This window comes from Flavobacterium sp. LS1R10, from assembly GCF_003968825.1.
Taxonomy (GTDB): domain Bacteria; phylum Bacteroidota; class Bacteroidia; order Flavobacteriales; family Flavobacteriaceae; genus Flavobacterium.
The window spans coordinates 84,403-105,694 of record NZ_RYDH01000004.1 but is presented as its reverse complement, the minus strand read 5'-3'; the positions used below and the strand labels follow the sequence as shown (position 1 = coordinate 105,694).

The following is a 21,292-nucleotide window of genomic DNA, read 5'->3' as shown; positions in this document are numbered from 1 at the left end:
AAAGTGTCCGATAGTAAAACGTCATATCATCGCATTGTAAAAACGACTTCGCTTTTTGGAGGTGTTCAGTTTTTTATGATTATTATTGGGGTTATCCGGACTAAGTGTATTGCTGTTTTTATTGGGCCTGAGGGAATGGGGATTATTTCTTTGTTGAACTCGGCGATGAATCTTGTGGGCGGTGTTACTGGTTTAGGGATTGAAACCAGTGGTGTAAAACACCTTTCCAGTAGCTACAAAAACGACAATTTAAGTACGATTGCATCTGTAGCAGCACTTATAAAAAAGCTCGCAGTACTAACCGGGATTTTAGGATGCGTTCTTGTGATCCTGTTTTCTAGTTGGCTGAGCCAAATTACTTTTGGGAATTCGAATCATACTTTTACCTTTGTTTTTATTTCGATCACCTTGTTGTTCCGGCAATTAATGATTGGCCAGCTGGTTGTTTTGCAGGGTTTAAGAAAAATGCGGTTTTTAGCCAAAGCTAATTTTTATGGAAATGGATTGGGGTTGTTAGTTTCAATTCCGTTGTATTATTATTACCGGATTGATGCCATTGTCCCCACCATCATAGTTGCTTCTTTAGCCTCACTATTGGTTTCTTTTTATTATTCGAAAAAAATACCATTTGAAAAAAATGTGTTTTCTAAAGAACAAGGAAATGCCGAAGGAAAAAGTATTATTAGACTAGGTATTTTATTGACATTAAGTGGTTTGCTGACCTTGTTATCAACGTATTTGATTCAAATTTTTGTTGGAAAATGGGGTGGTTTAGAACAAGTTGGGTTTTACAATGCCGGTTTCACCTTGTTGAATTCCTATGTGGGAGTAATTTTTACGGTCATGAGTACCGATTATTTTCCAAGATTAGCGTTCATTAATGCGGATAATGAAAAAGTAAGAACCAGTGTTGTTCAGCAATCGTTTGTTTCAATATTGATTATTACACCGGTAATCATTTTGTTTTTAACGTGCATTCCGTTGATTGTGAAAATTATATTTACACCGGAATTCAACGCCATTATTCCAATGGTTTGTTTTGGAATAATAGCAATGTTGTTTCGGGCCGTTTCGTGGTCAATGGGCTATATTTTGATTGCCAAAGGCGATTCGAAAATGTTTATGCGAACTGCTGTTGGATTTAATAGCATTTCGCTTATTTTGAATGTTTTAGGGTATTATTATTATGGTTTGGAAGGTCTTGGATTTAGTTTTTTGCTCTATTATTTCATTCATTTTTTGGGTTTAAAAATAATCACCAAAAAAAGATATGGGTTTTATTTTGAAAGCGATTTTTATAACACTTATTTAATTTGCATCTTGCTGTGTGTGGCAACTTTTTTGTTCAGACACCTTCCAAATCCAATTTTAAAGTATGGCTTAATGTCACTAATGGTAGTAGTGTCGATTGTTTTTGTTTTATTTGAAATGAACAAAAAGACCGCATTAAAAGAATTGTTCAATGCTATAATTAAGAAAAAGAATGATTGAAATACTTAAGAATGTTTACAGAAAAGTAAGATTTTTTTATCATCGGTTACAACTGTATTATTCCGTAAACTGGACCAAAACACTGTACTTTAATTTTAAAAAATTCCCGTATCCTATTGCTAAGCAGCTCCCTGTATTTTTTTATGGAAAAGTAAAATTTACTTCAATAACGGGTGCAATCAAAATTGAGGGAGTTGTAAAAAAGGGAATGATTGGTTTTGGACAACCTTATGAAATGAATACGCTTCACAAAGGAATTGCCGAAATTACTATTTTGGGAACGCTCATTTTAAAAGGTCACATACAATTGGGTAAAGATTATTTTATTTATGTTGGTGACGGTGGATTGTGCGAATTGGGACACATGGCTTCATTGGCCTCAAATGCAAAGTTGATTTGTATGGAACATGTTGTATTGGGGGATTATGCCCGTTTTGGTTCGGAATCACAAATTATGGACACTAATTTCCATCAGATGATGGATACTACAACGGGTGAAAAGTTTAAAATGACAGCGCCAATTAGAATAGGAAATTACAACTATGCAGCCAGCAGGGTTACGGTACTGCAAAATACGACTACCCCTGATTTTTGTACGATAGGCTCCAGTAGTGTGTGTACTGCGGATTATACGTCATTTGGTTCAAATATTTTGATTGGTGGTATTCCGGCAAAATTTATAAAAAACGCCATTTCCAGAGATTGGGAAGGAGAGAAAGCCTTGCTGGACGAGTATTTGATAGTGTAGTTTATGAAGCTAACAAATGAAATCGCAACTTAATTTCCATAATAATATAGCGCAGTAACAACGTATTATGAGCAGTTTTATAGGTGAGAATCATCTCAAAATGAATGCGTTTTAAAATTGCTTTATCCTCTTTTTTTGTTCTATTGAGCCCAATTGCTTTTTTAAGGATCAAATATGTACTCTGATTAATTTTTCTGGCTCTGGCATCTTTTTTCTTAAAAAAATGAGTGCCTAGGGAGTGGTGTACAATTCTTTTTTGAACCAGAATAGCATCAATAAAGTCAAATTCGTACGTTCGAGAAGCCCGAATCCAAAAATCCAAATCCTCGTACGCCAGCGTTTCATCATAGCCGTTCAAAGCATCGAACAGTGATTTTTTGACCATTGATGAAACGGAGCAAATACAGTCACCACCAGAAAGAACGGATTCATAAATATCTCCCGTTGTTCTTTCCTTGACTACCTTTTGAAAGCTATCAACAGGGAAATAATAAGATTCGTGTTTGCCTTTTTCAGTGATTAATTCGACGTTTCCATATACAATTCCAAGATTTTTAAAAGTTGTGTTGTTGAAAGCATTTATTTGTGAAGTGATGCAATTGGGCAATAATACATCATCAGCAGCCAAGTCAATAATATAATCCCCTTTTGCTGTTTTTAAGGCATTATTGAAAGACTTAGTATTCCCTAAATTAGTGTCATTGGCTATAAATGGAATTTGTGGATAATCCAGAAGCCATTTCTCAATTACGGATTTAGAATTATCAGTACTGCAATCGTCTACGATAATCAACTCAATAGTATCGTAATGTTGGTTTAATACGGACATTAAGCTCTCTATTACATAATCTTTATGATTGTAACACAAACAAATAACGGTGACTAGTGGATTATCTTGCATGTTTTTTTAAAAGCGTTATATTTGAGACGAAAATAACAAATTGAGAATGATAATACCCAATAAAAAATATAAAATCGCATTAATAGGGTACCGATTAAGTGATGGAGGTGCTGAAAAAGTGATGGCTGTTTTATCCTTTTTTTTTGAAAAACAGGGCATAGAAGTTCATACTATTATTGTCCTGGATGCCGTTTCCTATTCTTATGCCGGAAAATTAGTCAATTTGGGTAAAATGAAAAACAAAACCAACGGTTTTTCAAATAAATTCAGTCGGTTTTTATTTTTGAAGAACTATTTGAAAGAGCATGAATTTGATTTTATTATTGATTTCCGATTTAGGATAAAACCCATTCAAGAATTATTAATTTCAAAATGGCTTTATAAAACCAATACTATTTTCACCGTGCACAGTTATTTGATTAATCATTATATGCCCAATTGGTCGGTGCTTACCCGATACATGTATGGAAATTGTTATAAAGTGGTTAGTGTTTCTAATCAATCGAAAGAGTTAATAGCGCGAAAGCACCAGCTGAAAAACGCAATTACCATTTACAACCCTATAGATATTGAGGAAATTGTCAGGAAGAGTGAAGAACCTGTTTCACTTAACTTCAAGTATATTATTGGGATAGGTCAAATGGAAACTAATATCAAGCAATTTGATAAATTAATTGAAGCGTATGCCCATTCGACTTTATCCCAAAAAGGGATACATTTGGTTTTATTAGGGGAAGGCAAAAGAAAAAATATTCTTTTAAAGTTAGTAAAAGAAAAAAAGCTGGGGGATAAAGTTCATTTTTTAGGGTTTAAACAGAATCCGTTTAAGTACCTGAAAAATGCTAAATTTTTTGTTTTGAGTAGCTTGAATGAAGGATTGTCAAATGTTCTACTAGAATCATTAGCCAGTAATACGCCGGTAATATCCTTTGACTGCTTAGCCGGTCCAAGTGAAATAATTGTAAATAAAGAAAATGGTTTATTAGTTGAAAATCAAAATGGTAGTAAAATGACGGAAGCGATGAATTTATTCATTGAAGACGAAGTATTGTATCAGCATTGTAAACAAAATGCATTGGCAAGCGTACAATCCTTCTCAATTGAAAATATAGGCATGCAATGGTTAGATGTAATGAAAATTAGCAGAAAATGACAACAGTAGAAAACGTACAAGTATTAAAAATTCCTGTAATAGACGATGTTCGTGGAAACTTAGCCTACATTCAAAGTGGTGTAATTCCATTTGAATTCAAACGAATTTACTATCTCTTTGATGTGCCTAGTACTGCTTTTAGAGGTGGTCATTCCCATATTCAGCAACAAGAAATTTTAATTGCATTGAGCGGTAGTTTTGAGGTGGTTGTTCATGACGGTATCGAGAAAAAAAGCTACCTATTAAATAAACCAAACGTAGGTTTACTCATTACAACAGGAATTTGGAGAGAACTGCAAAACTTTTCTTCGGGATCAGTTTGCTTGGTTTTAGCCTCAGATATGTTTAAAGAAGAAGATTATATCAGAGATTATGACGAATTTTTGAAATCAAAAAAATGAAGTTGCTATTTGTAGTTCCTAACATTAATAACGCCGGAGGTGTGGCAAGAGTTATTGCTGTCAAAGCCAATTATCTGGTTGAACAATTAGGCTATGAAGTTGTTATTCTGACTCAAAACGGAGGTGATTCTCCTTTGTTTTATTCTTTTAATAAGAAGATCACTTTTCACGATATGATTTTAAAAGGAAAAAATCTTTCTTTTTTGAAAGCGTATTGTAAGAAACTAAACAGTTGTATTAAGACTGTAAACCCGGATATTATACTTGTTTGTGATAATGGTCTAAAGGCATATTTAATTCCTTTTATTATAAAATATAAAATTCCTCTGGTGCTAGAAATGCATAGTTCCAGGTTTATTGAAGAAAGTGAAATTGTGACAAACAGTTTTACTAAATTGTTCTCGAATCTTGTTTTACAACTGAAAAAAAACGGAATAAAAAAATACAATCGATTTGTTGTTGAAACAAACGAGAGTATTTCAGAATGGAACATAAAAAACACACTGGTTATTGCGAATCCTTTATGGTTTGTAACGGAAAAATCTGGTGAATTAACAAACAAAAAAGTAATTGCGGTAGGGCGACATACGTACGAAAAAGGTTTTGACAGCATGTTGCACATCTGGAAAAAAGTGGTTTTAAAACATCCAGATTGGATATTGGAAATTTATGGAAAATCTAATAAAAATATCGATTTAAAACAACTTGCCCAAAAATTGGATGTTTCAAATAATATAGTTTTTTATGAACCTGTTCAGAATATTAACGAAAAATATTTAGATGCTTCATTTTATCTGATGACGTCTCGATATGAAGGTTTTGGAATGGTGTTAATTGAGGCAATGGCTTCCGGATTACCCTGTATTGCTTACGATTGTCCTTGCGGACCAAGAGCAATAATCACGCATAAAGAAGATGGATTTTTGATTGAAAACGGGAACGAATCGGATTATGTAGCGGCTATAGAAATTTTAATCGAAAACGAGGTGTTACGAAGTGAAATGGCAAAAAAGGCAAAATTATCGAGTAAAAAATATCACATCGATGCCATTATGCAAACTTGGCATCAATTGTTTATTGGACTCAAAAATGAAGTTTAGGTTCTACTCTTAAAGTCAATGGAGCATAAATAACCTGCTCTGAACAAATTGAAAATCAGTATATTAGGATTGTTTCCGTTCAGGTTTTTAAATAATAATTTTTCAAAAACGGCATTTATTTTTGAAATAATAAAAGTTGATTTGGTTGTTTTTAAAAAATGATACAGTTGTAATAATCGTACAAATTCAATGTCAATTTTTTTCTTCTGATACAATAAATTTAAATTTTCTAAAGACTCTTTGGTCTTGTTCAAATACACTAGATTAGTGTCTAAATCGCCATGTTCAACAGGGTTTTCTATATGGCTTACTTTGGATTTTAATTTGCTTAGTTGAAACGAGAGTTGGGTGTCATCGTGACCGTATTTTTTTATGGTTTTGTCAAATTGTACCGTGTCAAAACAGACTTTTTTAATTATGGTATTATTAAAAAGTAGTGAGTGGTAGGGTTTTGTCTTTCTGTTTGCAGCAGATTTATCTTCAATGAATCTTCCGTACTTCCAGCGTAGTTTTTGATTATCAGAAGGACATTTTTCTGGATGCAAGCGTCCTCCATAAACCACATCAAAATCAAATAAATTTGATAAATATCTTTTGATATAATCAGAATTCACAATAGTAGAATCCCCGTCTATAAAAAGTAAATACTCGAATTTTGCTTTTTCGGCAAGTGAATTCCTGTTTTCTCTGTGGGCAATGTTTTCTTTTAATGAAACAAAACTGCAGTGAGAAAGCAAATTTATTTTTTCATTAAAAATATTTAGGGAAGAATCAGAAGCATCATCTTGGCATAAAATCTCAAAATCAATATTGCATTCCAAACATTGTTTGCGCAGCTCCAATGCTAAAGGATACACATTATAATTGTATATTGGAATAAGAATAGAAAGCATTACACGGCTCTCTGTTGCACTACTTCAAAAATTCGTTCGTCTTCACATTTTAATGTTTTCGAAGGGAATTTCATTAGCAACGCATAATCATGAGTGGCCATAATGACTGTTTTTCCATTGGCATTGATGCTTTTTAATACTTCCAAGACCTCAGCACTGGTTTGTGGATCCAGATTCCCGGTAGGTTCATCGGCAAGTATAAGTTCAGGATCGTTAAGTAAAGCTCTGGCAATGGCAACACGTTGTTGCTCACCACCTGAAATTTGGTGTGGCATTTTGTTGCCAAACTCTTTCATTGCTACTTTGTCCAGCACCTCATCAATTTTTCGCTGCATTTCATCAGCATCAGTCCAGCCTGTAGCTTTCAGGACAAATAACATATTGTCTTTAATGGTTCTGTCCGGCAGTAATTTGAAATCCTGAAAAACGATTCCAATTTTTCTTCTCAAAAACGGAATATCATCTTCTTTTAAGGTGGCTAAATCAAAGTCAACAATACTTCCTTCACCTTCTTTTAAAGCCAAATCACCATACAAGGTCTTCATTAAGCTGCTTTTTCCGGAACCTGTTTTTCCTATAATATACAGGAATTCACCATGTTTTACCTCCAAATTTACATGAGCTAAAATAGTTTTTTGTTCTTGGAAAATAGTAACGTTTTTTAAAGACAGGACAGATTGTGACATAATACAGTTTGTTTATGGGGTAAAAGTAACAAGATAACGGTTCTATTCAAAATAAATTCTATTCTATTCAACGGATTTTCAAAAAACAGGTATAAACAAGGGAAAGTCCGAATTTTATTTAAAGCCAATTTATCCGCACTTTATTGCTGCTTGAAGTTCCTATTTTAGCATAAAAAAAGAGTAGAAAATGAAGGTTTTCTACTCTTTTAATGAAATATAATTTGTTAAGGACCTTTTCAGTAGCCTCACCCAAACAGGATAGTTTTGTTGCTTTAAGGAACAAATGAAATCAAGACGGAAGTTCTTATTTTTTAAAGCGCAATCCTCTATCGGGATAATCCGTTATGATGCCATCAACTCCCCAACCTAGAACCGTTTTCATCCGACTTGCTTCATTAATAGTCCAAGGAATAACTTTCATTCCTTTGGCCTGTAATTCCGCTACAATTTCGGCAGTCAATAGCGTATGTTCTGGACTGTAGCTGTCTGGGATAAATCCCAAAGCATCTAAATTTGTTTTGACACTATCTTTGTACACCAGAGCCGCTAGTTTGTAATCAGGGTAGGCTTGATGGATATAGCGCAGTACTCTAAAATCAAAACTCTGGATAGTTAGTCTTTCCATAGGGATACGCCCTTGGATTGTTTTAATAAATAAATCTGTAAAAACCTGAGGTGTTGGATGGTATTTATTGTCCCCTTCTGGAGTACTTTTTATTTCAATATTATAGAAGATCTTTTGGTCAGATAAAAGTTCAGACTGCGCAATTACATCCAGAAGTAATGGTTTTGAAATCGTACTATTAGTCTGCTCAGGAAATTGTGGATGTTTGATGCTACCACAATCATATTGACGTATTTGTGAATAAGTAGTCTGATAGATATTTAAGTTTAATTCGTCCTCCTTGTTAATAGTGTTTCCTAAACTATCCAAACAAATTATGTGGTTGAAAAAAGGATCATGTGATACCAGTATTTGGTCGTCCTTTGTAACAACTACGTCTAGCTCTAAGGTGTTTACTCCCAATTTGATTGCGTTTTCAAAGGCAACTAACGAATTTTCGGGGTAGAGTCCTCTTGCTCCACGATGCCCCTGTAAATCAAAATTAAAGTGAGTTTGAATTTCACCAGGAAGTAATTGGACTGTTTGTTTTTCTTGTTTAGCCTTGCAGCCTAGCAGGCACAATACTAAAACTACTGTGATTAAAATTTTATTCATGTTTTTATTGTAAAATTGTTTGGTTTAAAAAGTCTACCGTAGCCTGATAAACACCTTGCCAATCCTTTGAACGTAAATCACAAGCAATAACATGATCCCCACTTTCTGGAAAGGCTATTTTTGTTTTTTTGTTTTCAGGCGTTCCTAAAGAGTTGTACATTGTATGCATGGCAGAAACGGAAACGACTTGGTCCTGTTCTTTTTCGTTTTTGTAATAATAGCCTAAGAAAACCGGACACTTGACCTTTGTAAATGTAGTTTCAGTCATGTTTTGCTTAAGCATAGTGATTAAGGAAACATAGCCATTGACGTGGTAATTGGTAGACCAGTACTTAGCTTGTTCCTCTGGGCGGTTTTGTGTTTGCATATCGCCACCGATGTTTGCTTTGAATTTCTCTCTACCACCAGGCAGAATAATACCCGCCATAGCAGGATTAAATAAATCGACAAAAGGCGAATAGAGGATCAATCCCGAGATGCTAGGATCTTCGGATGCCAATTTCAAGCTTAAAGTTCCCCCTGTGGAGGTGCTGACCAAAATTACTTTTTCTCCCAGTTTTTTCCCAATTTCTAATGCTAGTTTTGCAGAGGCAATATAGTTTTCAGGCGTAAGAAATTCAAAGGTATTTTTACGATAAATACCATGTTCCTCTAAACGCGAGAGGTAGATGTTGGCTTTGTATTGTGTAGAAAGCATTTTTAAAACCGGTTCTCCTTCACGGTGACTAGCGCCAAAACCATGCAAATAAACAAAAGCAACAGCTGTTTTTTTGTTTTCATACCCATCAGCCCATATTGTTTTAGCCGCATTGTTTGGCTTGATTCCAATTACTTTGGCCTCTGTAGTAGCGAGATAGGAATCTAAGCTGGATATTTCTACTGTGCTTATTCCTTCTTGGCTAAAAATAGAAGTGCAAAAAAAGAGTGCTGCAAGTAGTGTGTTTATTGTTTTTTTCATTTTTGTTAAAATTTAACAGCCATTTGTACACCATAGAACTGAGGTGCACCAGCTATAAAAGTTGGTATTCCAAAAGCACCACCGGTATTTCCGGCATCAATAATATACTTTTTGTCAAAAAGATTAGTCATGAATAATCCTATTTCGTATTTTTTTCTAATGGTTAATCCTGTTCTGATATTCAAAAGACCATATCCCGCTTGTGAAATATTAGGTAAGTTTGTTTCTTCAAAAAACACTTTCGATTTGTATGTATAGCTTGGTCTAAGGTAAAGGTCTAAGATAGTGTTTACAGATGGATTGTAATTAAATCCAACAGAAAAGGAATGTTTTGGAGTCAATCGGAAAGTATTTCCCGCCAATTGTTGTTGGTTCCCGTCTGAATCCGTTTCATCAAAGGCAGCATCGATGTACGCATAATTGACAAAGAAAGAACTGTTTTTTGTAAACTGATATTGCAAGGCCGTTTCAAAACCAAAAGTTGAGGCAGAACCGCTGTCATTTGGCTGAATCACTAAACCATCCTGTTCGTCTAATCGTGCGATAGTCGTTTGAAAATTGCTGTAATCGTATATAAAAGCATTGATGTCAAATTGCAATCGGTTGTTTAGGAAGAGAGATTTGGCGCCAAATTCATAAGACCATACCGTTTCATCCGATAATACATTAACAGTTTTCGCGGTAACATTAATTACGTTAGGTCTTCGGCCTCTGGCAACATTCCCAAAAAGAGTAATGTGGTCCGTTATATCATAATTTATAGCAAATCGTCCAACAGCAGAGGTGAAGGTTTCGCTGGCAGTACGTTTTCCATTTGTAGGAGCAAATAAGTTGTTAGGAAAAACTCCTAAAAAATTACCCAATACACCAGGCTGATCTGCATTTTGAACCTCTAAACCGGCATTACTATTTTCTAAAGTAGCTCTTACACCCAAAGTAAAAGTCAATTTATCAGTTAAATCATAAGAGGCATCTGCGAAGATATCTCCAGAATAATTCTCTCCAAAATTGGTTGATTTTTCTTTGTTGAAAGCTAAAAGCGGAGCTCCTGCCAATGGACCAAAAGCAGGGTCGTTTGGAATATTTGGGTATAAGGTAGGAACGCCATTAACGATTAGTGTGTTTCTAGCTGCCAATAAGGCAAAATAACTTTGTTCATTTACTTCAAAAGGAACCGCTTGAGATCCTTTTTCATAAAAAACATTTGCTCCAAAGAAACCGGATAATTTATTTTTATCATTAAAATTAAATCTCATTTCTTGGCTGAATTGTTTTCCTTCGGCAATTTCTCTAAAGTAAAGCACTGGAGCTGCCGTACCATCGGCATCAAAAGCTTCATCTGATTTAAATTCTCTGTAAGCTGTGGTGGCGGTCATATCCCAATTAGGATTGATTTCAGATTTCAATATCGCTGTAAGACCATAAACTTTTCTGTCGATCCCCAATTCGGTTCCTCTTTCTAAGTCCGCAAATGTATTTGGGTTGGTTGTTCCACCTAAAGGGGCATAAGTTCCGCTTTTGAAACCCGTTCCCGGTGGGGTATCCTGTTGCCAGTTTGCAATTAAATCTAAACTGGTTTTATCACTCATTAAATATTTTAAGGAAGTTCTAAAAGCTAGTGTTTCTTTACCATTCAAGTTGCCTCCAGATCTGTTTTCTATAAAACCATCCCTTTTACTCAGGATTCCGGCTACTCTTACAAATAGTTTGTCCTTAATAAGGGAAGTGTTTACAAACCCATTCATTGAGAACTGGTTGTAATTACCCGTTCCTATTTTTAGTTCTCCTGAATTTTCGTTTTTAGCTTTGTTTTGAATAATATGCATGGCACCAATTTGTGCACCTCTGCCAAAAAGAGTTCCCTGAGGACCTTTTAGAACTTCAACGCGTTCAATGTCAAATAACTCTACTACAGATCCTCTGGATTTACTGATGGAAACGCCATCTTGAAAAATTGAAACGCGTGGTTCTACTCGAGAATCCCCACTATCACTGGTAATCCCTCTAATAACGATACCAGGATTATTTACACTTTGAATCTGGATTTGTAATCCAGGAACATAATCTGAAAAAGCATCATATTCTGAAATCCCTAAATTTTCAATAAATTTCCCCCCATAAGAGGTAATGGCGATGGGAACATCTTTATTTAATTGTTCTCTTTTTTGGGCGGTAACAATAATACCATCTAATTGAAAGGAACTTTCTTTTAAAATAAAATTTTGTGTTGTTTCGGATTGGTTTAAAGAGATTGAAATTTTTTGGCTTTCGTAACCAAGATAGGCCACTTGAATTGTGTAAGTGCCGAATTTTATATTTTGCAATTGGTAACTTCCAGCAATATCAGTTATCGTGTTCTTAGATGTGGTATTAATGTTGATTGATGCACCAATAAGAGGTTTGCCTGATTCGTCTGTAATAATTCCATTTAAAGTGCTGTTTTCTTGTGCTTTAATAGTAAAAAACCATAGTGTACTCAATAAAATAAAATAGTAATTAACTTTCATTTTTTTTATATGTTTATGTTTAAATTTATTAAAGTAAAGATATTTTTAAGGTGTTAAGTCAAAACTCGTTGTCCGTTACTATTGTGTTAACGGATCCGGTGATCAGGTTATTAAAAGGTATAATAATTGGTCAGTCTGTTTTAAGAAGGTTAAATTATAAACGGTTAAAAAAAAATATTCATAATAAAAACCAATCGCAATTCGTTATAAAGATCAGAATGCAATACATTTGAATTATTAAAATAAAACCACAATGCGTAAAATTTCTTGGCTTTTCTGTAGTTTCTTCATTAGTAGCACTATCAGTATTTCGGCACAAAAATCAACTATTTATACCCACGATTTAAAGGATTTCAACAAAGCGGTTTCGTTGTTTAACGAAGAACAATATGCATCGGCACAAATTATTTTTAATAAAGTAAAAGAATCCGCCGGCACCGATGAATTAAAATCAGATTGTGCCTATTATGTGGCAAATTGCGCCATTCGTACTAATCAAGCCAATGCAGATCAGATGATGGAACGCTTTGTTTCGGATTATCCTACGAGTGTCAAACAAAATCAAGCGTATATCGAGGTGGCACAGTATCATTTTAGTTTGGGAAATTATCCCCAAGCCCTGCAATGGTTTGACAAAGTGGATGAAAGGAATCTGAGCAGAAAGGAACAAGACCAGTTTAATTTTCAAAAAGGGTATAGTTTTTTTAATGCCAAAAAGAAAAAAGAGGCAACTGTTTATTTTAATAAAGTGGTGAATGCTCCTGAATATGGTTCGCAAGCTAAATATTACTTGGGATTTATGGCCTATGAAGGAGATGATTATAAGCAAGCGACAAAATATTTTGACGCCGTTTCCGGAGAAGAAAAATACAAGGAAAAACTGTCTTATTATCAGGCGGATATGAATTTTAAATTAGGAAATTTCCAAAACGCAATTGATTTAGGGGAAAAAGCAATGGCCAAATCAAATCCTTTAGAAAAATCGGAACTTAATAAAATCATTGGCGAAAGCTATTTTAATTTAAAAAAATACGATACCGCAATTCCCTATTTAGTTGCTTATCAAGGTAAAAAAGGAAGATGGAATAATACGGATTTTTACCAATTAGGATATGCGTATTACAAACAAAAAGACTACGAAAATGCCATTTCTCAGTTCAATAAAATCATAGGTGGGAAAGATTTTGTTGCACAAAACGCCTATTATCATTTGGGGGAAAGTTACCTCAATACAAACAAGAAACAGCAAGCTTTAAATGCTTTCAAAAATGCGTCGGAAATGTCATTTGACGAAGCAATACAGGAAGATGCGGGTTTGAATTACGCTAAATTAAGCTATGAACTTGGAAATTCCTATCAAAGTGTGCCTGCAATTTTGCATGCTTTTTTGAAGAAATACCCCAATAATGCCAACCGTTCAGAAATAGAAAGACTCTTGATTGATTCTTATATTTCTTCTAAAAACTATAAAGAGGCCTTAGTAATATTGGAAAAAAACAGATCCCCTGAAAACAAATTAGCGTACCAGAAAGTTACTTTTTTCAATGGGTTAGAATTGTATACAGACGGTGATTATCCGGAAGCCTTGACTATGTTTACGCAGTCTATGAACGAACAGAAAGATCCGTATTTTACTGCCAGAGCGGCTTTCTGGAAAGCAGAAACAGAATATGTTTTGAATGATTTTAAAAATGCGTTGTTGAGTTTCAAACAATTTGCAGGCTTTGCACAAGCCTCAAAAACTCCTGAATATAAAAATCACAATTACACGATTGCGTATGCTTATTTCAAATTGAAAGAGTATGATCAGGCAGGAAATTATTTCGAAAATCAGATTGAAAAAGCACCAGAGGATAAAGTGCGTTTGAATGATTCGTATTTGCGTTTGGCAGATTGTCGTTTTGTAACCTCAAAATACGGTCCCGCAATGGATGCGTACTCTAAAGTGATAGCCTCTAAAAGTGTCGATGCGGATTATGCGTATTTTCAAAAAGCAATTTCCTATGGATTTATGGATAAAAACGATAAAAAAATAGAAGAATTGAATGCTTTTTTACAATTGTATCCAAAATCGGGTTACCGAGATGATACTTTATTTGAACTAGGGAATACGTATGTTGCCGAAAATAAAAATGATTTGGCTTTAAAAGCGTATGAGCAACTGAATACAGAATTCAAAAAGAGTTCTTTTGCCTCAAAATCTATTTTGCGCCAGGGATTAATTTATTTTAATTCAGACAGGAATGATCAGGCAGTAGTGAAGTTTAAGAAAGTAGCGGCTGAATTTCCTCGGTCTCCGGAGGCATTAGAAGCAGTAGCTGCAGCCCGATTAATTTACGTAGATATGGGCAGAGTAGATGAATATGCAACTTGGGTACGTACCCTAGATTTTGTGGCTGTCACGGATGCAGAGCTGGATAATGATACATTTGAAGCTGCCGAAAAACAATTTCAACAAAACAATACCAAACAGGCAATTACAGGTTTTAGTGGGTATTTAAGTCAATTTTCCCCAGGAATACACGCCTTGAAGGCTAATTATTACCTGGCGCAATTGTATTTTTCTGAAGGATCTGAAAGCAAATCAATTCCTAATTATGAATTTGTAATAGCCCAATCCAGAAGTGAATTTACGGAGCCATCTTTAGTGCGTTTGGCACAGTTTTTTCTGAAAAATAAGGAATATGACAAAGCAATTCCGGTATTGTCCCGTCTAGAAAACGAAGCAGATGTTTCTCAGAATAAAACATTTGCACAATCCAATCTGATGAAATGTTTTTATGAAAATAAGGACTATCCAAATTCAGTAGTGTACGCGGAGAAAGTCTTAATGAATCCAAAGACTGATGATAATGTCAAAAGTGATGCGCAAATTATCATTGCACGCGCAGCAATGCAAACTGGTGATGAAGCCATAGCACGCGCGGCTTATGCCAAAGTAATGACAATTGCTAAGGGGGAATTAGCGGCCGAAGCCCTGTACTACGATGCTTATTTTAAAAATAAAGAAGAAAATTTTGAAGCTTCTAATGTTGCCGTTCAAAAATTAGCCGAAAATTATGCGAGCTATAAGTATTTTGGAGCCAAAGGATTAGTCTTAATGGCGAAAAATTTTTACGGACTCAAAGACAGCTATCAGGCGACTTACATTTTAGAAAACGTCATTCAGAATTTTACTGATTTTCAGGATGTAGTTTCAGAGGCACAAACTGAATTAGACAGAATTAAAGCGGAAGAGTCCAAAACAAATGCATCGATAACTAAATAAAGCTGTGAGTGGAAGTTAGAAAAACAACCAAAATCAACGCGAAAAAATAACTGAAAACCAAAAAAACATACGGAATGAATCTACCTTTTTACATCGTTGATGTTTTTGCAGAGAATAAATATACAGGCAATCAACTCGCGGTTTTTTTAGGTGCTGATTCCTTGAGCGACCAGCAGCTGCAGACAATTGCCCGCGAAATCAACTTTGCCGAAAGCACCTTTATTACTAAGCTTCAACCGGAGAATAAAACTGCTGCGATTAGGATTTTCACACCAGACCACGAAATGCAGTTTGCAGGCCATCCAATCATAGGAACATCATGGGTTTTGATGCATAAAATATTTGAGAATAAACCTGAAAAGATTTCGCTGTCGGTTCCAATTGGTGAAATTCCGGTACATCAATCGGGAGATTTGGTTTGGCTACAGGCGGCTCAACCGGAGTTTTTGAATACTTTTTTAACGGAAGATTTTTTATCCTTCAGCAATTTAAGCAGAGCTGATTTTGAGGATGAATTTCCCATTCAGGAAGTGACTACAGGAAGCGCTTTTGTGATTGTTCCTATTAAAAGTAAAAAGGCACTAGAGCATTTGATTCTTGATAAGGATAAAATGAACGAATGGCTGCATGCACACTGCAAAACCAGTCATAGAGCGTTGTATTTTTATTGTTTGGTAGAAAAAAAGCTGAGTAGCAGGATGTTTTGTATTGAAGCAAATCAGCTTATAGAAGACGCGGCTACGGGAAGTGCGAGCACGTGTTTACAGGCTTTTCTTTTAAAATATCACTCGCCGGAAATTCAAATGATTAATCATCAGGGCGATTTTATAAACAGAGCCTCTCAGATTTATTTCGATGGAAAATTAGCTGAAAATCAGTTTGATATTAAAATTGGGGGAAAAACACAATACCTCGCAAAAGGAGAATGGGAAGTGTAACGTACCGGTTAAAAATGCAGTAGTAAAAAAAGTAGCAGTAGGAAGTTAGCAGTAAAAAAATAAAACATGACATTTAAAAACAAAGTAATATCGGTTATAAATAATAGCGTAACGTTTTCGGATCCGTTCCCTTTGGGGAGCGTTGGGTTGGGGATTTTATTTCTTTTCGTTTCTCAAGTTTCATTTGCACAAAAGAAAGAGCAAATAGGTACCGAGACCGTAAATGTAGTCAAGCCATTCACACCAACCATATTAGATGCTTTCAAAGTGAAGGAAACACCGTTGCTGGACGAAGAAGATAACACAAAAAAGGAAACCGTAAAGTATACTATTTTCTCTTTCCCGGTAGCATCAACTTTCACGCCGTCTAAAGGAAAAGCAGCAGGCGTAGAGAAAGAAAAAGAAGCCGTTTTGTTTCAAAACTACGCCACATTTGGTGTAGGGAATTACGGAACCTTTGTAGGGGAATTATATGTGAATCATGACCTTAATGCTACGGATTATATTGGTGGCATGTTTCGGCATCACTCCTCCCAAGGGGGTATTGAAAAGGTGATTCTGGACGATCGTTTTTATGACACTTCGATTGATTTGATGTATGGATCAAATCGAAAAGAAGTTTCATGGAATCTGGATTTAGGATATCAAAACCAAACGTACAATTGGTATGGATTACCGGCTGATTTTGGTACTACGCTGGCGCCTCAGGACAGAGCAATCTTGATCAGTGGAATCAGGCCGCAGCAATCCTACAGTACGCTGACGTTAGGAGGGAATGTAGCTTTTAACGAAAGTTTTTTTAATAAAATGAGTCTAAAATTTAATCATTTTTCTGATATTTTTGATTCTTCAGAAAATAGGTTTTACGCCAAGCCAACTGTAGAATTTGATGTGATAGATAGTGCTGTAAAAACTGACTTAATCATAGATTATGTTGGTGGAAGTTTCAATAATAATTATTTAAATACCAATACAGAACCAATCAAATACGGTTTTACAAATCTGGGAATTGCACCTAGTTTTGTGATGCAGGAGGAGGATTGGACACTGAATATTGGTGCCGCTATTTTTTATAGTCTGGACAATCAAAACAGCAATAATAAATTTTTTGTGTATCCAAAATTTAACGCTTCCTATAATGTTGTTGGTGATTTGATGATTTTTTATGCGGGAGCCGAAGGAAATTTAAAACAAAACTCGTACCAGGACTTTGTAGATGAAAATCCTTTTTTGTCACCAACACTCGCTATTGCACCTACGGATCAGCAGTATGATGTTTTTGCAGGATTAAAAGGGAAATTGACTAATAATATGAGTTATAATATAAGAGGTTCCTATATTAATGAGCGCAACAAGGCTTTGTTTAAAAGCAATAATTACAATGAAAATGCAACCAATCAGGACTATGCTTTTGGGAATTCTTTTCAAGTGGTGTATGACGATATGAGAACGTTGAATTTTTATGGAGAAGTAAAAGCTGATTTTTCTAAGAACGTGACTTTTGGAATCAACGGAAGCTTTAGCAGTTTTACAAATGATTTTCAACAAGAAGCGTGGAATTTGCCGGCTATAAAATTAAATTCAAGCTTGGATGTTAACATAACAGAGAAGTGGTTTGCTGGTACAAATGTGTTCTATGTGGGCGAGCGAAAAGATTTTCAGGTTAATACCAATGTGGTGACTAACGCTGCTCCTGTAACTTTGAAGTCTTATTTTGATGTCAATGCAAATGTTGGTTACAAATATAGCGACCGATTGACTGCTTTTGCCAGAGCCAATAATATCACTAATAATGCCTACCAAAAATGGCAAAATTATCCAGTGCAGGGATTTCAGGTGATTTTAGGCGTGAACTATAAATTTGATTTTTAATCCCTACTCCAGCCCTACCCGAAGGAGAAGGAGCCGAAAAGTAAAACAATCTTCGCTTTTTTTATTTAAAAACTTTGAATGCCCGACAGGGTTTTGAACCCTGTCAGGCATGTAAATCTACTTATGACTTTCAAACAAAAAATACATACCCATTACCTGCAATTAGTTCAGGATCGAATCGATGTTTTCAAAGACATGATTGTGGCACTTACCGAAGATTCTAAAAACGATGCTAAAGGTTCAGCCGGAGATAAACATGAAACCGCTTTGTCTATGATGCACATTGAGCAGGAAAAACTCAATCGTAAATTGAGAGAAGTACTGGATCAAAAAATAGTTTTGGATAAAATTGATGCTGGCACAGTTGCCGAAACGATTATTGTGGGGAGCTTGGTAAGAGCGAACGGAATCTATTTGTACCTGAGTGTGGCACTTCCTAAAATCAATGTCGAAGGAATCAATATTATCGCATTATCACCACAATCTCCTTTGGGAAATAAACTCATGGGAAATCAAGAAGGATTTACTTTTGAGATAAATGGTACGAAGTATTTGGTTGAGGATATTAAATAAAAATCTGTTGTAATCAGTGTTGCTTGCATCCGTTTTTCAGCGTTCTGTCCCTGATTTTGAAGATATGTTTTTCAGCCTTTAACCATTGTCATAAAAACAGCTAATACAATCACGATTATTATAAAAGCGAATATTTTACCGAAAACATTTTTGGTATTTTTAAGCAAATAAAAAATTATTGCAAATACAATTATTGAGATTACTATACCCATAATGTTTGTTTTTTAAAATTTAAAAACGTGAAAAGAGTTCTTTTGCTACTTTCTTTAAATTAAAATAAAGAAGACCTGAAATCATTAATGTAAAACCCAAAAAGAGTAAATATGAAATTACACCTAATATTTGAAGAAACCACTCATTGACCAAACTTTCATAATTTTCTTCAAAATAATAAATAGTAAACCGTCCCCAACCATATATAATTAAGCTTAATATTATAATATTAAGAAGGATAATTATTATTAATTCTATGCTGTGCTTTTTCCTCGGAAAATATGCGCTAGGGTATTTATTTACTTCAATTCTGTTTAAACAAAAACTATAACTTGCAATTACAGTAAAAAATTGCAATATCATTAGAGGAGAAGTATGAATATTGGCTAATGTAAAAATGATAATTATTATCGTTAATATATTCAAATACCAAATTCCTTTATAACCAGCATAGGTCATTAATAAAAAAATTCCTATTTGAAATAATATTACTGCTATTGAAATGCCCATAATGTCTGTTTTTTTTAATTTGTAAACCAATAAAAGAAAGTTTCTAATTATTGATTTTTCGTGACAAATTTAAAATAATTGAATCTTTTTTAGTTAAAGCATCTTGCATTCTGCTAATTTTTAAATCTTTTTCTTTGATAGATTCCAATGCTTTTTCAATGTTTTCAGCTCCTTTTGTAGTCAATATGGTCATATCTTTAGACTGGGAAATAAATTGCTTATATTGATTTTTTAATGTATTGATTTCTTGTAAAAGCTCCTGATTGTATGAGGCACAAGCAATAAATTCATTTTGTACTTTAGTACAATCAGATTCTATGTTATTTGCCGAATTTTCTAAAGTAGTTACTTTGTCATTAGAAGTATCAACTAAATCTTTATTCATTTGAAAAATACTACCATCATCCTCAATTATTCGGACTTGCATTCTATCGGTTAAAAGCATTTCAATAAAGCATTTTTTATTTATTTCATTTAGATACTCACTCTGAACATAAGTAACTCCCTCAGGCGTTTTAAGTCTTTTGCTCGGTGTATCAGTTCTCCTATATAAAGAAGGAATCCCATCCATTTCGAATGTAACATTACCGCCCTCAAGTGTCACAGAAGAGCTTCGATTAACCCAAATAGGAGCATCTTTAGTTTTACCTTCCCATTCCATATGAATTGATTTAAAATGAAGGACAACTTTTTTTTCTTGCGAGTAAGAAATACTCATAAAAAGACACATAGTTCCTAACACGAAAATATTTTTTAAAAAATTCATAATCGTTTGGATTATTTTTTTTAATGTTGATTTATCTTTCAATCATTATAAAATTACTATCTTTAATACAGGCCCATACTATTTTTTTTCCTTTAGAAGTTTTCCATTCAAATCTGATGAACGCTTCTTCGGATTTAAATGCAGAACTTAATAAAGTATAATTTTTAAAATCAATTCCCTCAGGCAATATCATTTCTTTGTAAGTCTTATCCTTAAGTTTAAGATTATAAAAAGAGAGAACTTTTTCTATTTCATAAGAACAGTTCATAACACCAACAGGAGTTTGTTTGTACATAATAGATTCTGTTATTTTTGAGCCTACTTTGTTTACAAACCATTCTCCAAAAACCGAATTTTCAAGTGTTTCAAGTTTTACGTTTGAATTGTATTCTGATTTTTGACCAAAACTCACTACGCTATGTAATGAGATAGTAATAATCGCGACTAGCAATAGTTTTTTCATTTCAAATTTTTTTATTGATGGTTTAAAATACTTAGCAAACTTAAAAACTTAAAAAATCGATTCCTTACGGTTTTCCTCATTTGAGCGTTTTTTTTACTTATTCAACCAAATGTAATTAAAAAATACATTTAAAACACAAATATGTGTCCTGATAATTTTTTAGATGGTAGCATTTTTACTGTGTGAAAGAAGTAGACGAGATAGAACTAATAAAATCTGTTGGAAATAAAATCAGAGACGCTAGAATTCTGAAAGGATTTTCTCAAGCGACCTTGTCTTATGATGCAAATATTCCTAAAAACCAAGTTGGTAGAATAGAAAGAGGAGAGATAAGTACTTCAATAACTACTCTTTTTAAAATATGTAAAGCTTTAAATATTCAGATGCAAGAATTGTTTATTATTCAGGAAATTAAATAAAAATCCGTTATTTACATCCGTCTCATTTGCGTCCCATTTTACAATCCGCAACTTCAATTCTATTTTTAGCACCTTTCCATTACGGTTTAAACGTAAATTCTATTTTTTAGTTATAAATTATAACTAAAAAGAGTATTTGCGTTTTTCAATTAGAACTATAACTCCATCTTTGCCCTATCAAAATGAACAAAGCAGGTTTCTTTCATAACTTGA

19 protein-coding genes are annotated in these 21,292 nt (G+C 34.2%); 10 read left to right on the top strand and 9 right to left on the bottom strand.

Annotated elements, in window-relative coordinates; genetic code table 11:
- Window positions 1-3: 3 nt before the first annotated feature.
- The gene (locus EKL96_RS09015; protein WP_126461105.1) at window positions 4-1,491 is read left to right on the top strand and encodes an oligosaccharide flippase family protein; all 1,488 of its coding nucleotides are present in this window, start codon (window positions 4-6) and stop codon (window positions 1,489-1,491) included.
- The gene (locus tag EKL96_RS09010) at window positions 1,484-2,239 is read left to right on the top strand and encodes an acyltransferase (protein WP_233579286.1); all 756 of its coding nucleotides are present in this window, start codon (window positions 1,484-1,486) and stop codon (window positions 2,237-2,239) included. The genes EKL96_RS09015 and EKL96_RS09010 overlap by 8 nt, the downstream gene beginning before the upstream one ends.
- 1 nt (window position 2,240) lies before the next feature.
- Here the strand turns inward: EKL96_RS09010 and EKL96_RS09005 are convergent, their stop codons facing one another.
- On the bottom strand, window positions 2,241-3,140 hold the full coding sequence (locus EKL96_RS09005) for a glycosyltransferase family 2 protein (protein WP_126461102.1): 900 nt from the start codon (window positions 3,138-3,140) through the stop codon (window positions 2,241-2,243).
- 46 nt (window positions 3,141-3,186) lie between these two features.
- Between EKL96_RS09005 and EKL96_RS09000 the strand changes: the two genes are divergently transcribed.
- From EKL96_RS09000 to EKL96_RS08990, 3 genes are read left to right on the top strand one after another with little or no spacing between them, the layout of a single operon-like run.
- Complete coding sequence (locus EKL96_RS09000) at window positions 3,187-4,293, top strand: glycosyltransferase (RefSeq protein WP_126461099.1); 1,107 nt, start codon at window positions 3,187-3,189, stop codon at window positions 4,291-4,293.
- On the top strand, window positions 4,290-4,694 hold the full coding sequence (locus EKL96_RS08995) for a sugar 3,4-ketoisomerase (RefSeq protein WP_126461096.1): 405 nt from the start codon (window positions 4,290-4,292) through the stop codon (window positions 4,692-4,694). Before EKL96_RS09000 ends, EKL96_RS08995 begins: the two co-directional genes overlap by 4 nt.
- Complete coding sequence (locus tag EKL96_RS08990; RefSeq protein ID WP_126461093.1) at window positions 4,691-5,794, top strand: glycosyltransferase family 4 protein; 1,104 nt, start codon at window positions 4,691-4,693, stop codon at window positions 5,792-5,794. The genes EKL96_RS08995 and EKL96_RS08990 overlap by 4 nt, the downstream gene beginning before the upstream one ends.
- Here the strand turns inward: EKL96_RS08990 and EKL96_RS08985 are convergent.
- The 5 genes from EKL96_RS08985 to EKL96_RS08965 form a co-directional block, all read right to left on the bottom strand.
- Entirely contained in the window at window positions 5,791-6,687 is an 897-nt protein-coding gene (locus tag EKL96_RS08985; RefSeq protein ID WP_126461090.1) for a glycosyltransferase family 2 protein, read from the bottom strand. The genes EKL96_RS08990 and EKL96_RS08985 overlap by 4 nt on opposite strands.
- Window positions 6,687-7,373 carry a cell division ATP-binding protein FtsE gene (locus EKL96_RS08980; RefSeq protein WP_126461087.1) on the bottom strand — a complete coding sequence of 229 codons (687 nt, stop codon included), beginning with the start codon at window positions 7,371-7,373 and terminating at the stop codon, window positions 6,687-6,689. Before EKL96_RS08980 ends, EKL96_RS08985 begins: the two co-directional genes overlap by 1 nt.
- Window positions 7,374-7,677: 304 nt before the next feature.
- Window positions 7,678-8,592 (bottom strand): glycerophosphodiester phosphodiesterase, encoded by a 915-nt coding sequence (locus EKL96_RS08975; RefSeq protein WP_126461083.1) that lies wholly within the window; start codon window positions 8,590-8,592, stop codon window positions 7,678-7,680.
- Window positions 8,593-8,596: 4 nt separating this feature from the next.
- On the bottom strand, window positions 8,597-9,550 hold the full coding sequence (locus EKL96_RS08970) for an alpha/beta hydrolase (RefSeq protein ID WP_126461080.1): 954 nt from the start codon (window positions 9,548-9,550) through the stop codon (window positions 8,597-8,599).
- A gap of 5 nt (window positions 9,551-9,555) precedes the next feature.
- Window positions 9,556-12,057, bottom strand: a complete 2,502-nt coding sequence (locus EKL96_RS08965) for a TonB-dependent receptor (protein WP_126461077.1) — start codon at window positions 12,055-12,057, stop codon at window positions 9,556-9,558.
- Between the two features lie 253 nt (window positions 12,058-12,310).
- Here EKL96_RS08965 and EKL96_RS08960 point away from each other — a divergent pair, with 253 nt between their 5' ends.
- The 4 genes from EKL96_RS08960 (at window position 12,311) to EKL96_RS08945 (ending at window position 18,708) form a co-directional block, all read left to right on the top strand.
- On the top strand, window positions 12,311-15,325 hold the full coding sequence (locus EKL96_RS08960) for a tetratricopeptide repeat protein (RefSeq protein WP_126461074.1): 3,015 nt from the start codon (window positions 12,311-12,313) through the stop codon (window positions 15,323-15,325).
- Window positions 15,326-15,399: 74 nt separating this feature from the next.
- Window positions 15,400-16,263, top strand: coding sequence for a PhzF family phenazine biosynthesis protein (locus EKL96_RS08955; protein WP_126461071.1), 864 nt, complete (start codon window positions 15,400-15,402; stop codon window positions 16,261-16,263).
- Between the two features lie 66 nt (window positions 16,264-16,329).
- A complete protein-coding gene (locus EKL96_RS08950; RefSeq protein WP_158615223.1) occupies window positions 16,330-18,135 on the top strand; it encodes a TonB-dependent receptor in 1,806 nt (601 codons plus the stop codon).
- Between the two features lie 123 nt (window positions 18,136-18,258).
- A complete protein-coding gene (locus EKL96_RS08945; protein WP_126461068.1) occupies window positions 18,259-18,708 on the top strand; it encodes a hypothetical protein in 450 nt (149 codons plus the stop codon).
- Window positions 18,709-18,939: 231 nt separating this feature from the next.
- Here the strand turns inward: EKL96_RS08945 and EKL96_RS08940 are convergent, their stop codons facing one another.
- Genes EKL96_RS08940 through EKL96_RS08930 form a run of 3 tightly spaced genes read right to left on the bottom strand, consistent with a single transcriptional unit; the run spans window position 18,940 to window position 20,660 of the window.
- Window positions 18,940-19,431 carry a hypothetical protein gene (locus tag EKL96_RS08940; protein ID WP_126461065.1) on the bottom strand — a complete coding sequence of 164 codons (492 nt, stop codon included), beginning with the start codon at window positions 19,429-19,431 and terminating at the stop codon, window positions 18,940-18,942.
- A 43-nt stretch (window positions 19,432-19,474) separates the two neighbouring features.
- Entirely contained in the window at window positions 19,475-20,239 is a 765-nt protein-coding gene (locus EKL96_RS08935) for a hypothetical protein (RefSeq protein WP_126461062.1), read from the bottom strand.
- Window positions 20,229-20,660 carry a hypothetical protein gene (locus tag EKL96_RS08930; RefSeq protein WP_126461059.1) on the bottom strand — a complete coding sequence of 144 codons (432 nt, stop codon included), beginning with the start codon at window positions 20,658-20,660 and terminating at the stop codon, window positions 20,229-20,231. Before EKL96_RS08930 ends, EKL96_RS08935 begins: the two co-directional genes overlap by 11 nt.
- 182 nt (window positions 20,661-20,842) lie before the next feature.
- Between EKL96_RS08930 and EKL96_RS08925 the strand changes: the two genes are divergently transcribed.
- On the top strand, window positions 20,843-21,079 hold the full coding sequence (locus EKL96_RS08925) for a helix-turn-helix domain-containing protein (protein ID WP_126461056.1): 237 nt from the start codon (window positions 20,843-20,845) through the stop codon (window positions 21,077-21,079).
- Window positions 21,080-21,292: the final 213 nt, after the last annotated feature.

What these genes read in the sequence shown, in the direction of transcription:
- EKL96_RS09010 (WP_233579286.1), top strand. Translation starts at nt 1,484, where the DNA reads ATGATTGAAATACTTAAGAATGTTTACAGAAAAGTAAGATTTTTTTAT.
- EKL96_RS09005 (WP_126461102.1), bottom strand. Translation starts at nt 3,140, where the DNA reads ATGCAAGATAATCCACTAGTCACCGTTATTTGTTTGTGTTACAATCAT.
- EKL96_RS09000 (WP_126461099.1), top strand. Translation starts at nt 3,187, where the DNA reads ATGATAATACCCAATAAAAAATATAAAATCGCATTAATAGGGTACCGA.
- EKL96_RS08995 (WP_126461096.1), top strand. Translation starts at nt 4,290, where the DNA reads ATGACAACAGTAGAAAACGTACAAGTATTAAAAATTCCTGTAATAGAC.
- EKL96_RS08990 (WP_126461093.1), top strand. Translation starts at nt 4,691, where the DNA reads ATGAAGTTGCTATTTGTAGTTCCTAACATTAATAACGCCGGAGGTGTG.
- EKL96_RS08985 (WP_126461090.1), bottom strand. Translation starts at nt 6,687, where the DNA reads ATGCTTTCTATTCTTATTCCAATATACAATTATAATGTGTATCCTTTA.
- EKL96_RS08980 (WP_126461087.1), bottom strand. Translation starts at nt 7,373, where the DNA reads ATGTCACAATCTGTCCTGTCTTTAAAAAACGTTACTATTTTCCAAGAA.
- EKL96_RS08975 (WP_126461083.1), bottom strand. Translation starts at nt 8,592, where the DNA reads ATGAATAAAATTTTAATCACAGTAGTTTTAGTATTGTGCCTGCTAGGC.
- EKL96_RS08970 (WP_126461080.1), bottom strand. Translation starts at nt 9,550, where the DNA reads ATGAAAAAAACAATAAACACACTACTTGCAGCACTCTTTTTTTGCACT.
- EKL96_RS08965 (WP_126461077.1), bottom strand. Translation starts at nt 12,057, where the DNA reads ATGAAAGTTAATTACTATTTTATTTTATTGAGTACACTATGGTTTTTT.
- EKL96_RS08960 (WP_126461074.1), top strand. Translation starts at nt 12,311, where the DNA reads ATGCGTAAAATTTCTTGGCTTTTCTGTAGTTTCTTCATTAGTAGCACT.
- EKL96_RS08955 (WP_126461071.1), top strand. Translation starts at nt 15,400, where the DNA reads ATGAATCTACCTTTTTACATCGTTGATGTTTTTGCAGAGAATAAATAT.
- EKL96_RS08950 (WP_158615223.1), top strand. Translation starts at nt 16,330, where the DNA reads ATGACATTTAAAAACAAAGTAATATCGGTTATAAATAATAGCGTAACG.
- EKL96_RS08945 (WP_126461068.1), top strand. Translation starts at nt 18,259, where the DNA reads ATGACTTTCAAACAAAAAATACATACCCATTACCTGCAATTAGTTCAG.
- EKL96_RS08940 (WP_126461065.1), bottom strand. Translation starts at nt 19,431, where the DNA reads ATGGGCATTTCAATAGCAGTAATATTATTTCAAATAGGAATTTTTTTA.
- EKL96_RS08930 (WP_126461059.1), bottom strand. Translation starts at nt 20,660, where the DNA reads ATGAAAAAACTATTGCTAGTCGCGATTATTACTATCTCATTACATAGC.